The organism is Parapedobacter sp. SGR-10 (genome assembly GCF_011030405.1).
Classification (GTDB): Bacteria; Bacteroidota; Bacteroidia; order Sphingobacteriales; family Sphingobacteriaceae; genus Sphingobacterium.
Genome location: NZ_JAAJTJ010000014.1, coordinates 68,158 through 83,350, shown reverse-complemented (window position 1 = coordinate 83,350; position 15,193 = coordinate 68,158). Strand labels below are relative to the sequence as shown.

12 protein-coding genes are annotated in these 15,193 nt (G+C 44.9%); all 12 read right to left on the bottom strand.

What is annotated here, in order from left to right; all coding sequences use genetic code 11:
- Positions 1-69: 69 nt before the first annotated feature.
- A complete protein-coding gene (locus G5B00_RS11340) occupies positions 70-1,611 on the bottom strand; it encodes a glutamate racemase (protein ID WP_205966396.1) in 1,542 nt (513 codons plus the stop codon).
- Positions 1,608-3,146, bottom strand: a complete 1,539-nt coding sequence (locus G5B00_RS11335; protein WP_163875146.1) for an N-acyl-D-amino-acid deacylase family protein — start codon at positions 3,144-3,146, stop codon at positions 1,608-1,610. The genes G5B00_RS11340 and G5B00_RS11335 overlap by 4 nt, the downstream gene beginning before the upstream one ends.
- Before the next feature lie 20 nt (positions 3,147-3,166).
- The gene (gene ggt, locus G5B00_RS11330; RefSeq protein WP_163875143.1) at positions 3,167-4,873 is read right to left on the bottom strand and encodes a gamma-glutamyltransferase; all 1,707 of its coding nucleotides are present in this window, start codon (positions 4,871-4,873) and stop codon (positions 3,167-3,169) included.
- A gap of 43 nt (positions 4,874-4,916) precedes the next feature.
- Positions 4,917-5,900 carry an N-formylglutamate amidohydrolase gene (locus tag G5B00_RS11325; RefSeq protein WP_163875140.1) on the bottom strand — a complete coding sequence of 328 codons (984 nt, stop codon included), beginning with the start codon at positions 5,898-5,900 and terminating at the stop codon, positions 4,917-4,919.
- A gap of 8 nt (positions 5,901-5,908) precedes the next feature.
- On the bottom strand, positions 5,909-7,072 hold the full coding sequence (locus tag G5B00_RS11320) for a hypothetical protein (RefSeq protein ID WP_163875137.1): 1,164 nt from the start codon (positions 7,070-7,072) through the stop codon (positions 5,909-5,911).
- 5 nt (positions 7,073-7,077) lie between these two features.
- The gene (locus G5B00_RS11315; RefSeq protein ID WP_163875135.1) at positions 7,078-7,989 is read right to left on the bottom strand and encodes a hypothetical protein; all 912 of its coding nucleotides are present in this window, start codon (positions 7,987-7,989) and stop codon (positions 7,078-7,080) included.
- Positions 7,990-7,999: 10 nt separating this feature from the next.
- Positions 8,000-9,571 (bottom strand): N-acyl-D-amino-acid deacylase family protein, encoded by a 1,572-nt coding sequence (locus G5B00_RS11310; protein ID WP_163875132.1) that lies wholly within the window; start codon positions 9,569-9,571, stop codon positions 8,000-8,002.
- A gap of 105 nt (positions 9,572-9,676) precedes the next feature.
- Positions 9,677-10,744, bottom strand: coding sequence for a serine hydrolase domain-containing protein (locus tag G5B00_RS11305; RefSeq protein WP_163875129.1), 1,068 nt, complete (start codon positions 10,742-10,744; stop codon positions 9,677-9,679).
- A 139-nt stretch (positions 10,745-10,883) separates the two neighbouring features.
- A complete protein-coding gene (locus tag G5B00_RS11300) occupies positions 10,884-11,813 on the bottom strand; it encodes an N-formylglutamate amidohydrolase (protein WP_163875126.1) in 930 nt (309 codons plus the stop codon).
- The gene (locus tag G5B00_RS11295; RefSeq protein WP_163875123.1) at positions 11,813-12,733 is read right to left on the bottom strand and encodes an N-formylglutamate amidohydrolase; all 921 of its coding nucleotides are present in this window, start codon (positions 12,731-12,733) and stop codon (positions 11,813-11,815) included. The genes G5B00_RS11300 and G5B00_RS11295 overlap by 1 nt, the downstream gene beginning before the upstream one ends.
- Before the next feature lie 65 nt (positions 12,734-12,798).
- Positions 12,799-13,416, bottom strand: coding sequence for a hypothetical protein (locus G5B00_RS11290; RefSeq protein ID WP_163875121.1), 618 nt, complete (start codon positions 13,414-13,416; stop codon positions 12,799-12,801).
- 57 nt (positions 13,417-13,473) lie between these two features.
- The gene (locus tag G5B00_RS11285; protein WP_163875119.1) at positions 13,474-15,192 is read right to left on the bottom strand and encodes a hypothetical protein; all 1,719 of its coding nucleotides are present in this window, start codon (positions 15,190-15,192) and stop codon (positions 13,474-13,476) included.
- Position 15,193: the final 1 nt, after the last annotated feature.

Here is a 15,193-nt window from a genome sequence, read left to right as displayed (position 1 = left end):
TAGACAGTTATCTTATTAACCAAAGCATTCCGTAATCCAGAACGGTTTATAAGCAGTGGACAAAATACATCAATTTATTTTCGCCTCTTTGGCAATCGCCGTACTCTTCGCATTATTTTGGCTGAAATTACGTATCAACGTAAACGTCTGTGGCACCATCTCCTTCAACCTATCCAGTGTTTCTTGAGGTACATTTTGATTGTCAAAAGGTACAGCCTTGACATATTCCTGGATCTCACCGGCATTGCGGCCATATTTATAATCGTAGGTAAAACGTCCCAAACTATCCAGTTGTATATTCTTGTTGGATGTATTGGGCACAAAAATATAGAACTCACTATTGGCCGACATATTGCCGTGATCATTGAACAATTGACGTTCTTTCATAACCTCAAACAATTCTCTCGCAACATAAATAGCGGGATCGATGATATCCACTTCGTCACTGATCAAATCCTTATAAAGATACGTTTGGGTCTTCTCATCACGAAGATTCCGCAACTCGTCCAAAACCAGCTTGATCTCCTTGATCATATAAGGATAATGTGTACAACCTAAGATAAGTGACTTCAAAGGCTGTGGATTTTCCATTGCTTTCAGATTATTCATCATAGACACCAAGTGGTATCTGACGTAATTCTCGGCCGAATTGATTTGCAAGATCGTACAATCGTCTGTATTTTTTGAATCACACAACATCTGATTTCCTTCAAAATTGAAATTGTACACAGGTAGCAATTCCTTTTCGATCTTGTGCTTATCGTTGTCCAAGGCAGGTCCTCTGTAGGAGTCACGTGGTCTATCGACCTTTCTGTTGATATAGTCCACTTCTCCATCCACGGCCTCGGCCAGTCCATGCCCTCCCTGATTGACGACCTGTACCTTGCCGGTATATCCCTTGGCTTTCAAGGCATCTGCAATAGTTCTTTCATAACCTTGCGAAGCGATAGTCCCTACCGTAGCAAAAACGCCAATCGTTCCGTTCTCGTTCTTGTCAAATTTGCTCAGTGTACCTTCTACCGCAGCATTAATAACGCCAATAATAGGCACGTCAACTCCGGCCTTCTTCACAAATTCCAAGGCCTCCTTATACCCATAAGCCGTAGCGGTATTGCACGCCACCACAATAGCTTTGACCGGTTTCTTATCGGTCAGCGGAGCTTCTCCTCCCGGAGATGTATAGTATTTGTTGCCAAACAGAAACTGGAAGTCCTTGATGATATGTTCCTGCAACAGATCTGTCTTATTGGTTGCATGGTAGTTGCCATAAGGCATATTGGCCTGATCAGCTAGATAGATGAAATCCTCGTGCTGAAAATCAACTACCCCATCTGCTCCGGCCTGCTTATCTGCATTGTTGTATTCGTCAAACCGTACAATAGCATCCAATACTGTCAATCCCCCCGTCCCCGAATCGAATACACCTATAGGCAATCCCTTCAAAGATGTGGGGTACTGCGCAAAATTGATGTAATAAAAACTTGAACTATCCTTTAAGATAGTTTGCTCTATAGGCAAAAGGTCTACATCTTTCTTTTCTTCCCTTTGCTGAAAACAAGAGACCATACTTCCTGACAACAAGGCCAGAAAAGCAAAATTTAACTTTCTCATTGTGCTCTTTTTATAGTTTGTCCTGGTAATTTTTTAGTAAAATTCTTCTCTTCGATCACGGGCTTGCCATTGACAAATACATAACGCATACCTTCCGAAAGCCGATCTATATGGACAAAATCCGAGTGTGCTTTGACTTCTTCGGGTTTGAATAGGATAATGTCGGCAAAATACCCTTCTCTGATCTCTCCCCTATTTGGGATCTTAAACTTGCGCGCGGTCATTCCTGTCGCACGGTGAATGGCCCACTCCAAAGGAAAGACTTCCTTCGCCAAACTGTAATTTTCGACAATCTGTGTGAAAGTCGCATAGGTACGCGGATGAAAACCTCCTCCGTCCGACCCGGTCATGACCCAGGGTTGTTTGGAAAAATTAAGAATATCCTGCTCGTCCATTGTAAAGCTCATGCCGCTGATAGAGGGTTTTAATTTTAACAGCTTGACCGCAGCTTCTTCGATAGGCAACTGCCATTCCTGGCACAGGTCGTACAGCGACTTGCCATTGAGGTATTGCATCTCTTTGTCCAACGTAGAGACGACTACTCTCTTGTTTTGCTCATCCGTCCGTTTGACCAAAAAAGCCTTTATCTTTTTCAGGTCTTCAGGATCGTTCAATCGTTGCACCATCCTGGCATTCCCTCCGGCCAAAGCCCATTTGGGCATTAATCCATTTTTCAACCCCGTCAACGAGGCTACAAAAGGATATTGATTGGCCGTGATGTCCATACCTGCTGCACGGTGTTTATCAATGAGCTCGATGACTTCTGTCGAACGTCCCCAATTGCGTTCTCCGCTGATCTTGATGTGCGATATATGTACCGGAAGCCCGGCTTCTTTACCAATGGTAATTACCTCATTGATACTTTGTATGATATTGTTTGATTCCGAACGCATGTGCGTATCGTATATACCTCCGTATTGTGCTGCTACCTTGGAAAGTTCGACGATTTCGGGAGTTTTTGACCATATCTGTGGCACATAGAGCAGCCCGGTAGAAAGGCCTAGTGCACCTTCCTTCATTCCCTGTTCGACCAAGATTTTCATTTCTTCGATATCCGCCTTGTCCGGTTGCACGACATCGTTGCCCAAAACTTTGCTCCTTATCGGTCCGAAACCGACAAAGGCCGCTACATTTGCTCCCATGCCTTTTTCCTCAAATGTAGCAAATGATTTGTTGATCTCATAGGTACCAAAGCCATCACTACCAACAAATACTGTCGTGACACCCTGTGCCACCCAAGGGAAAAGATAATTCGTATCGTCCCCTTTCAACCAACGATCAGCATGTGTATGTGGGTCGATAAAACCGGGAGACAAGACATAGCCTCGACCATCAATAACATTTTTGGCCTGCATAGTACTATCTGTTCCGACGTACTGGATCTTGTCTTTAGATATGCCGACATGTAGGATTGTACCAGCCGCACCCGTACCATCATACACTGTTGCATTCTTGATAAAATAATCAAAACTCTTTTGTTGGGCAGCCAATACTCCTGAATAGAGCAAGATCACCGCCAAAACAATTTTTTTCATGTTGTTGTTATTTTATTTTTCTACAATCCCGCCACACTATCATCACCACGATTGTCCCCTACGGCTTCGATCACACCATTACGGATCAACAGTACCTCTGTGCGACCAATATTTGCACGTTCTTTCACGACATAACCTATAGCTTCCAATTCCTTGCGTAGCTCCGGATCAAAGCTCTTCTCGACATGGATCAGATCCGGCATCCACTGATGGTGAAACTTAGGCTTATTGACAGCATCGTAGGCTGGCATATCAAATTCCAATATATTCAGCAAAGTCTGGAATACCGATGTGATGATGGTCGAACCACCAGGTGTACCGATTACAGCGTAGGGTTTGCCGTCTTTTTTGACAATCGTAGGTGACATCGCACTCAGCATTCTCTTGCCCGGAGCGATAGAATTTGCTTCTGTCCCCAACAATCCAAACTTATTAGGCACACCCGGTTTTGCACTGAAGTCATCCATCTCATTGTTCAAGAGAAATCCGGCACCACCCACGACAACACGGCTACCATAGTTTCCATTGATCGTGGTGGTCAGCGACACCATATTGCCATACTGATCGATGATCGAGAAGTGTGTTGTCTCTTCTTTTTCCTTACCCAAACCGGCTTTTATGTGTTCACTTTTGGAAGGTTTCAACGGCACAAAATCATTCATTCTCGAACGGATATACGTTGTATCCAACAATTTGGCTACAGGCACATCCACAAAGTCCGGATCCCCCATGTACTCCGTACGATCTGCATAGGCTCTACGTTCTATCTCGACCATCAGATTGACGGCTTCCTTGCTCTGAAAACCATATTCTTTCAAAGGATATGGTTTGATCATCTCCATCATTTGCTGAATGACCAGACCGCCACTCGAAGGCAATCCCATCGTGATGATTTCATACCCTTTATAATCAAATACAATAGGGATACGTTCTTGTGCTATATAATTTTTGAGGTCTTGCTCGGTGATGATACCTCCTCCGCGCTTCATTTCTTCTACGATCAGGCGGGCAGTTTCGCCCTCATAAAATCCTTTTGCTCCATCCTTCTGAATACGTTTTAGCGTATTGGCCAGATCGGTCTGGATCAAGGTGTCATTGGCTTTCCACCCTTGTTCTTTGACAAATGCCGGAGTCTGGGTATTGTATTTGATGAAGTCTTTCCTATACCTGTTCAGCCCCTTAGCTTCTCTTTCCGTGATTGCAAAACCTTTTTCGGCCAGATCTATAGCCGGTTGTATCAGCTTAGCAAACTCCATCGTACCAAATTTTTGATGGGCCAATTCCATACCCGCTACAGAACCGGGAACGCCCGATGCGAGGTGTCCGTCCTGACTTTTGGTCAGGTCAGCGTTGCCCAACGAATCCAGGTACATATCCCGATGTGCCGAACCCGGAGCCTTCTCCCGAAAATCTATCGTATAGGATTCTCCTTCCTTGGTATGTACGACCATAAACCCGCCTCCACCGATATTTCCTGCATTCGGATAGACCACAGCCAATGCGTACTGTACTGCTATAGCTGCATCCATGGCTGTCCCCCCCTGTTCCAATATATATCTTCCCACTTCACTTGCCAAGGGATGAGCCGAAGATACTGCGGCCTGTTGAAAAGTGTCATGCTTGACAATCTGATAATTGTAGGCATCTATCGCAACGGGTTTATGCTGTTGCTTGCACCCCCATATCAAAAACCCGGTAACGAGAAAAAATAAGGAAATTCGTTTCATGTTGTCTTGTAAAATTATGTGTTTGTCCTAAAAAAATTGAATATTAAAATGTTGTATTTTCCAGATATTGCATGATAAGCTTGGCAAAAGTCTTAACAAATGCTGATCTTTCCGCATTTCTGATCGAAGGATGGCATTCCATCTGAAATCCATAGACGCCGGGATACGCTACCGCGCCATATCTGTCGGAAATATACCCACCGCTAAAGAAACTCACCCCCGACAGCGGAGCTTTCTTTTGCTTGCTGGGCATGGCGGGAATCCCTTCGTTTTCCAAAAGCGTTCCAAATGCGGCATCTCCCATAATCATGCCCTGAAAAATCGCCGGGGATCGTTTCGTCATATAGTTGACCATGGTAGATTTGGCGATCAGATTAGTGATATCATTACCATTGGCCAAGGTACGCAGATTGGTTCCCGTCAGCGAGTAGCCTAGTTCGATCTGGTCTCCTACATGCCCATGTAGATCGACAAACAAGGCGCGGCCATGATGATGTACAGCCGTAGACAAAGCCGAGTCGATATAGCCTTGGAAACCACGCCATGCTTCTTTCATTGTTTCATTGCCACAAGAGGCCTCTTCGATTTCCCTATTGGGATCCAACTTGCTACGGTGCAGGAGATTGATGACGACGTAGGGACGTACACCGTATGTCTCATACAGCTCGGCCGCTATTTCCCTAGCTAGTTCCTGTGTGTACAGGTCCTTTGCTGTTTTAGCATTCGGGCAGGATCTATCCGGTATGCCTGCGGGCTTTATATCTCCTCCATGGGGTGCGGTAAGGACTAAGGGCATATCTCCTACCATGCACTCAGCCCATTCGTTGTCGGTAAAAAACCTTTGACCGACTTTCCAGTGTTCTGCTACCAATGGATTCGGCTGTGTACCGGGGGTGCCTTCTTCCTTTTTCGGAGGCTCAATCTTTTCGGCAGACGTTTTTGTACAATGTGTCAGCAAGATCAAGCAGGACAATACTCCTATGTATAGCCCATGTCTAGCGCACATATAGATCATCAATCTTCGCATACTATTTATTATTTAAAATACGTGTATGGATATGCGCTGTTTGGAAAATCATAGCCGTACCAATGGTTGAGGTATTTGATAATAGCACGTTTGAACTGATGTATCGATCTCGACCTTACAACCGCGTTGTTTCGAACGGTAATACCAGGTGTTTCGATCTGAATAGACGATATATTATCGGGAAAACCTATATTTCCCCCGGCAGGTTTTATCGCCGAGCCGTATTTACGTGTCAAGTATCCACCATTAAAATAGGGTCTCCGCCGAGGCTTTCCGTCTTTATCTGTTCCAAACAACTCTACATTCCGTTCCAGTACAGGTATCAGTCTGCCGGGAACTGCAACAGTACCTTCATCATCCAAAAGGGCACCTAAACTATACGGCCCACGAATCAGTTGAGACAAAGATACAGAGGGATTGGTTTTGACGATAGCATAGATACTCGAATATTCTGCCAACTTGTCCAATTCACTGTCTGATTTTTCAAGTGCTTCATTAGATATAGCATACGCTACTTCGGACTGACGAATATACTTGGACAAAATCTTTTGGCCATCTACCGGCGAGATATATTCCTCTTCATACCCTTTGACATAGGTATGTCCATGGCCGTGCATATCAATAAAAAGCCCTCCTTTTGTGTCTGCCAAATTACGAGCCATCGTCGCGCGCGCCAATAACAACAACTCGTGATAGCTATCATATGTTTTTCTTGCGTCTGTATCCACACCATATCGCTCTTCTATCAACTTGGGAAAAGTATTTGCATCCACACGCTGCCGATGAATCTCACATATAATAATCCACGGTTGCAGTCCGGCATCTTTCCTAAATAGTTCTGCGATACCCAATGTAAAAGGCTTTGTATTGATATCCCTACCGGACTTAGTGACCCGTGGTATCTCGGGATCACCTTTCATGGCACCATCATGGGGAATACCCAACAATAGAGGTGCCTTGGCATCTCCTACCACCAATTTGATGTAGTCCTTGTACCCATATATGGTATCGCCGGCATGGTACCATTTGCCCTTATACTCCACGACACCTTTTTGTATCCTATCGATCGGACTACCCTCATCTAAGGTGTAATCCCAAGCAAATGTAGTAAACGAGGCTACCAAGCAGACTATCAAGCCTAAAAATATCCCACAAATCTTTTTGATTTTCATTACAGCTATTTTTTATCTTTTTCAACCTGTTTGCTTCCGAACAAAATCTCTGCGACTGTAGAAGCCATCTGCGACTGTGAATGTCCTGCTTCCGGCACCAATGCGAAGCTCCATCCAAAAGAAACTCCCAACTGTCCGGCCAGCTCCTTGGATCGTCTGTAAAACTCCTGTCCGCGCTCCACACGGTCTCTTCCCTGTCTATTAGCTACTGGAGTTTTGACCAGATCCGTTCGGCTTAGCACCGTATCGGCATCACCCACCAATAGAATCATGTCTTTCTGCAACATACCAGACAAGTCTTGGGGACGTACTTTGGTGTTTTTCAACCCATAAGCATATTTCACCGATAGATCCGGCATGGTGTACGTACCAGCGGAACCTGCTATGGCACGCGACACCCTATTTTGTGGCTGGAACATCAAGAAACGATGCACGAACTGTGACCCGGCCGAAAAACCATACAGATAATAATCCTGGCTTGTATTTCCGGTTTGGGCTTTCATATAATCAAACAAAGGCTCAATCAGTGAAAAAGCCCAGTATTTCTTCTCCACCGCATCGCCCTCTTTCGTGAACATCCCCCCTTGATGGTAATCCCTTGAGTTTGGAAAATACGCCTTGGAAAATTCCGGCACAATCAGCAAAAACTGATGCGCTTTGGCATATGGCAGCATAGTCTTCCAATATCCCTCAGCATTCCGACTATTGCCGTGCATGACAAACAATACTTCCGCATCAGGTTTATTATCCGGAATATAATACCTTACTGTAATAGGTTTGTCTGCCAAGGGCTTATAATCTGTATAGACAAAACTTCCTTCTCCGGCCGGAAGCCTTTGGGCATATACCCGGACTACCAAACTGAAAGCCAGCAGCAAAACCGTAACATACACCGTAAGTAAGTTCTTTTTTTTCATATACATTCCCTTATTTCCCTTCATTCATCCGCAGAGTTCGTCCAGCTAAGGCTTTTGTGTACTCTCCTCTATCGATTGTCAGTGTCCCGTTGACAATGACATATTCCATACCTTCAGCAAGCTGTTCTGCTTTCCCAAACTCTGCCTTGTCCACTATAGTTTTGGGATCAAATAATACTACATCCGCAAAGTACCCTTCCTTGATCAAGCCGCGATCCTTAATATTCAATGTCTGAGCAGTCAGTCCTGAAGATTTATGAATGGCTTCGGCCATGGAAAGTACGTTTTTATCCAATACATAACGACGTAGTACACGGGGGAAAGTTCCATAAGCACGAGGATGGCCACCTCCGCCGTCCGAACCTACCATAACCCAAGGTTGACGCATAAAATTCAGCAGGTCGTCTTCGGTCATGCTGAAGGAATGTACAGACGGAGACTTGTCCTTCAAGATTTCAATAGTTGCTGCTTCAGGGGACATTTCCCATGCTTTAGCCACTTCATCCAATGACTTATTGTCCAAAAATTTATCCGATGGTATAGACAGAAACAGTTTATCGGCCGTACCTGTACGGGCTTGGATAAGCCCAGTAATCCCCTTGAGAATACTGTCCCGAAGTGTTTCGTCCTGAAAGCGTTTTTTCATGGCAGCACTTCCACCATCCCGTACCCAAGTAGGCACTATGGCAGAGCCTAATCCTGTACGTGAAGCTACATAAGGGTATTGGTTTGCAGAAACTTTTATGCCTTTTTGTTGTGCTTCTTCCATCAAACGGACGATCTCTACACTCTTTCCCCAAGATGGCGTACCCGACACTTTGATATGGGAAATGTGCACTGGTATACCTGCTTTCTCCCCGATTTCGAGTACTTCCCTGACAGAATTGATGACTCCAACACTTTGTGAGCCTTCATCCCTTTGGTGTGTATCATAGATACCTCCGTAAGCGGCCGCTACTTTTGATAGTTCGATGACTTCGTCCGTAGAAGAAAAAAAACCAGGCGTATAAAATAAACCTGTCGAAAGGCCAAAGGCGCCCTCTTTCATGCCTTGTTCCACCAATTCTTTCATCTGTCCTATCTGCTCGTCGGACACACCGATATTGCGGTATCCGATGACTTTTGCACGTACCGTTCCATGAGGTACGAAAAGAGCGGCATTGACACCTATACCGTCTTTCTGCCATTGATCCAGCGTCTTGCCAATAGGCAATGGACCGGATCCATCATTGCCCATAAATATCGTGGTCACTCCTTGTTTGAGTACGCGTAATACAGCACGGTTTTCAGCCTTTTCACTCATAAGGCGTCCATTATGATGGGTATGGGGATCGATAAAACCGGGTGCAAGGTACAAGCCCGTGCCGTCAATAATCTTTTTTGCCTTTAATTTCTGATCGGCTTTACCGACAAAAGTAATACGATCTTTTTTAATGCCTACATCCAGTTGTACGGAATCTTTTCCCGAACCGTCAAAAACCCAGGCATTTTTGATGAGAATGTCTTGCTTGCCTATACGCTGTGCCATCAAGAATGAGACAGATAATAATGTCAGACAGGCCGTAACTAAAGTTTTTTTCATGGTTTATGTTTCAAGAGGCACAAGCACCGTTGCACTAATGCTTGCGCCAGACTTACCTCTCAATCATCTCTTTTTCAAATCTTCAAATTCCCACATCTCCAATCACTACATCCTCGCATCCAATATCATTGTCAACAGCTTGGACCATTGTCCTCCACTCACAGACCTGCCCCGTATGTCGGAATTGACCCGATGTACCACGACCATGTTATAAGCAGGGATGACCATCAAGTATTGTCCTTTAGCCCCGTGAGCCGAAAACGAGCCGGCCGGAAGGTTTTTCAAGACCTCCCCATTATACTTGGCAGGGTCATGGGGTATCCACCATAGATATCCATATCCATAACGACGATTATGCGTATTGGAATACGATTGTGTAGATTCCTTTACCCAAGCACTGTCAATAACCTGCACATCGTTCCAGCGGCCATTGTTGAGCATAAGCCATCCAAACCTGGCCAGATCTTTTGCCGTGACATGAAAAGGGTAGGCATTATGTATGGAAGCCTTGCCGCTGACATCATGGCCATCGGACGGTTTGTAGTCCTCCATATCGATAGGTTTGGCAATATCTTCATACAACAGATCAAAAAAGTGTTTTTTTGTCTTCTCTTTGAGGATAGTACCCAATGCATTAAAGTCCCAATTATTGTAATAGTAGAATGTACCAGGCTTGTGCGAATACCGTTCGGGCTTGCGTTTTTTCATGCTTTCCGTCTCGTAGAGCGCCGGATGGTATATACCCGACCGGGCTTTGAGCAGATCTCTTACGGTCGCTTTCTTCTCTTCTTTGCTCAGTCCCTCCACATCGTCTATGCCCAGATCGGCCATCGTGGCATCCAGATTGATCGTACCATCCAACACATACTTGCCATACAATGCGCTGATCACACTCTTGCGTACAGAATGTGTATTGATCTTTTTGTCCGTATCACCCCATTGGTAAGCGATCTTACCATCGACGACCACCACCACCGCATCCGTTTGCAAGGTTTTCGAAAAGGCTTCCGCTTCCTGCAACTTGGCTGTAGACAGCCCAAGTTCCTCGGGAGAAGTCGCAACTTCCCAGGTTTTGCCTGGATAGTGCGGATTTTTGGCCGGCTGTGCTTCAACCGTATTTCCCCACATACCAATGGCTATGAATGCTGTGTATATATAGAATGATTTTATCATAATTTATTCTTTTTTGTTGGATAGGATTAATCGCTTAAGGGTTTAACTGTTTAAAGGATTAAAAGGTTAAAGGGTTAATCGTTTAGATTGACATCAATTAAACAATTAAAAACAGTTAACCTCAGTTAAACATTTACGACTAAAACTCGTGCAACATGATTTCTACAGACTCGGCCAGGCTCTTTGCAAACTGGGCCCGTCTATTGGCTGTGTTTTTGGAATTTCCATTAGCTTCAATCTGAAAACCATACACTTTCGGATAGTCTGTGGACGTCGCAAATGTCGTATTATATCCTCCCGTAAAATAAGACTGCCCCGTCATAGGGTGAGGATCCTGTTTACTGGGCACAGAGGGAAAACCTTTATCGGCCATCGATGTACCAAAAGCATGATCTCCCAAGAGTAGCTCACGGAGCGTGTACGACGAATTCATGCGGAGTAGATTACGATAAGAAGATTTTTCACGAAGATTACCTATATGCGCAAGATTCTCATGCCCCGTAAAGACATATCCCAATTCACTGATAGTCAAACTCACACCTAGTTCCAAACGTTGAACAGCATGACCGTGAGCATGCAGATCGATAAATACGGTCTTATCAAACTTTTGCGAAGAATACTGTAACAATGAATCTAAATAGTTATGGTAGAAATGCCAGGTGTCGGTCAGTTCCACATTGTCGCAAAGTGCTCCTTCCAATTCCCGGTTTTGATCGATCTTCATCCGCGAAATATGGGATATCACGACAGAGGGTGTCTTGCCGTAGACGATCCGATATTCGTCCTGGATTGCTCTGGCCAACTCTACGGTATAGGTATCCTTGACAGTTTCGGCTCCTTCACACTCTCGGTCCAATATATGTTCGGGAGCGATATCACCACCATGGGGCACGCTCAGTACCAACGGATAATCTCCGATCACGACCTCCGTGTATCCCTGGGCATCTTTGATGACCTGCCCTTCTTGCCAATGTGAGAAATTGTAGACCTTGGTTTCCGGTCCGTCTTCTTTCGAACAGCCGGTCAATATGACCAACCATCCCATACAGATATATGCAATCTTCTTCATTATATATGCTCAATAAATTCCCAATATGTTTTTGCAAAGGTTTCCGCAAATTTCTTTCTGTTCTCGTCCGTATCGCGTATTCCTCTAAAATGGAATTCGATCTGAACTCCAAAGACTTCCGGAAAATCTTTGGCTGTAAATTTCCTGGTAATATGTCCTCCTGCAAAAAAAGCTTCCCCCTCCTGCGGATGTGGATCCTGCATGGACGGTGTAGCACGTACGCCATTCTTTTCCAACAATGTACCAAAGGCATACTCACCGAACAGCATATCGTGAAAATCCCTCTTGCCACCCGCCGACAGATAGTTGGCCACAGACGAAGTCGGTGGCATTTTGGGGGTATTCTTGCGGTTATACGCCCATGCCAGCTGCTTGGCCGTCAAGCTGTAACCCAGCTCCAGGCGCTGCACCTTGTGACCATGACCATGTACATCGATGAAAAAGATCTTACCATGTTGTCGGGCATCAGCTATCACGGCCGTCACCGCATCGTGGTAATTGTTCCAGGCTTTGATGCCAAGTGCATCATTGCAGGTAGCCAACTGTATCTCCCTATTCTGGTCTACTTTGAAACGGGAAAGATTGGCAATAACCATATACGGTCTCTTCTTGTATTTTTGGTAAAAATGCTCCTGCATAGCCATGGCCAGCTCTTTGGTATTTCGATCGATACCTTTAACCACCCGACCAAACTCGGGACAATCCCTGTCCGGGATACGTTCATCTTTGAACGTCCCTCCATGCGGAACACTCAGCACCAAAGGCATATCCCCCTTGATAACTTCTACCCATCCTTCCTTATCTTCGAGGGTATCTCCGGACTTGTATTTAGCCAGTTCTTGGATACCGACTACCTGTGCAGTTGCCGATCCCCATACCAGAAAAAAGACCAGATAGAGTAATGATGATAGTTTTTTCATGTTTTTTTTATAGTCTTAAAATCTTTTCCAAAGTTTTGAACTTTGGAAAAGTTATATCCGAGAACCTACTGTGTTACCTTAAAATCTATTTCGATGACACCCTTAACCCCATCTTTGATGGACGACACATAGCCTATAGCATAGAACTGTCTGCTTTGGCTCCTGAATAGAACTAAATCTCCTTCTTCCAAGTGTGTAAGACGGCGTGCCGGACCATGTCTCAATTCTTTATAATCTGGAAGACTCTTTACCGATTTTGCCGTTTCAGTGTACAGTTTTTTGATATCGGCATTCTTCTTTATCTTCTTAAAGATTTTTTTGTTTGCTTTGTCCGATTTAATAGCCACCATCATACCTCTGTTTTTGGTTTCCCACTCTCCATCAACCTTATTTTTATAGTTTGGGCCGAATTGCTTGAGGGAGCTGCTATTTGGTGTCATCAGATTGGCCAGAGTTGTCTTTCCAAACGCATACAACAGGTCGATATCGCCTTGACGTCCGGACGCCTCGGCTACCTTATAGGTCTTACCGTCCTTAAGATCTATCAATGAGCCATATTCGGCTGTCTGGTTATGGCCTCCTATCGGTAGAAAATACTTCTTGACTTTATTATTATCCTGTGCCAACACAAGTCCTACCGAAAAAACCGTTATTAATACAACACTTAAAATTCTCTTGATCATGATAATATATATTTGGTTTTTATTCTTTACTATTCTTATTTTTCAACTGTCCTCTGCCTACAATTCAATGACTTTATAGCGATATACCCCAACAGCATCTGTACTGGTTTTGAGTGCTTTTACAGCTATCAGCAAATTTCTATCCTTGCTATGAATGAAAATAACTTCCTTTGGTTGTATGGGATACAAACGCTGCGTAGAAGAGACTCCTGACGTAGCTGTCTGAAAGACATCCCACATGGTCTCGTCTTCACTTAAGTTGTGGTACAGTTCCCAAGCTCCGGAAGCGCTTCCCAAACTATATATGTCAGAAGCATTTCGCACAGGCCAAGTGGCCACTCTATCCCGCCAGGCACCTGACCAAGCACCAAGAGCCGAAGCATTGTCCAATGGGTAGAAATTCTGATAAGAACTACTTCCCCTTACTGCCACAATATCAATATCTGCGCAATGCTCTTTTCCTTCGGCTTCAGTTTTATACACAACTTGGTTTTTAAAGTCTACATAAGCCGCTCCTGAAGTACTGCCTTCTGAAGTAAATTCCTTTAATATCGGCGCTGGCGGATCGGTCTTACCATAAGCAGCCGCTCTGACACGTCCGTCTACATAATCAGCTCCCACATCTGTAATCAGTATGACACCGTACACATTCCTGGAGACCACATGATACAGCACCACATCTCCCGGTTCAAGGCCACTGACAGACAATGCAGGACCATAGGTTTGCGGGTCATAATCCTCGTACGCGCCCACGATAGCTTCTCCTTTTGCAAAGGCTTCACGTATGAGGCTATTGGTATAGCTTCTGTTGAACAGCGAGGTGGCTTCGGCCGATGCCTTCACACGGATAAACTGGGTCTCGTTGCGCTGCTCCCAATCGCTTTCCACCTCCAGTACATCCTCTCCAAGCAAAGGCAAGGGACGGCTCATCGAAGATACAGTAACCCCATTACCATCTAGATAAAAAGCTGCATCCGTCAGATGTTGGCTGTAATAACCTTCGGTCACGGTGTGCTGTGTACCTATAGCCAAATCAAACAAGTTTGCTCCCCCTAAGACCGATAGCTCGTCCGTCGTGAAGTCAAAATGCTCTCTACGCTCCGAAGCAGGCAATGGATCTACTTTGGCCTCCTTACTATTGTCTATCTTAAAACTGATCCGCAAGTTGCCGGTATTACCGGTCGACAAATCCTGTACTTTAGCCAGCGCGTACACATTTTTGGCTGTACGTACACCGACAATATCACCCACGGCAAGGTCGCTTATTGCCGTACCTTCGCCATCCACTTCGGGATCGTAATTGCTCTGATTCTCTACCAAGGTCTTGAGCGTCTCATAGGCAGGTTGTATATCCTCCTTACTCTTGATACCATCATATAGCTCATGGCCCGCTGTAGCAGATTTCAAGCGAATGAAACGGGTCTCGTTCTTGACAAACCATTCTTCGTTGATCCGTGCACCTCTCTCCCATTCTTCGAGATGCTCAATATCCCATGGGGCCACGATATTCGAGGACGTGGTTGCGCTCCACTGCATGATGATATCTATTTTTTCGGGCTGCTCCACGGCATCCGCATAGTTGTACACTGCCCCGGTGCTGATATCCAGGTACACTTCTCCATCCTCGTTTCCGGGACGTGAAAGCTGTACTTCATACAGGGGTAGGTTTGAATTGGGATCAAAAGATCCTAAGTCGTCTATAAACATCTCCTGCTTACAGCCAAACGCCAATAAGAGCATTAAAGCTGTACCTATTTTATTTAGATTCTTTCTCATC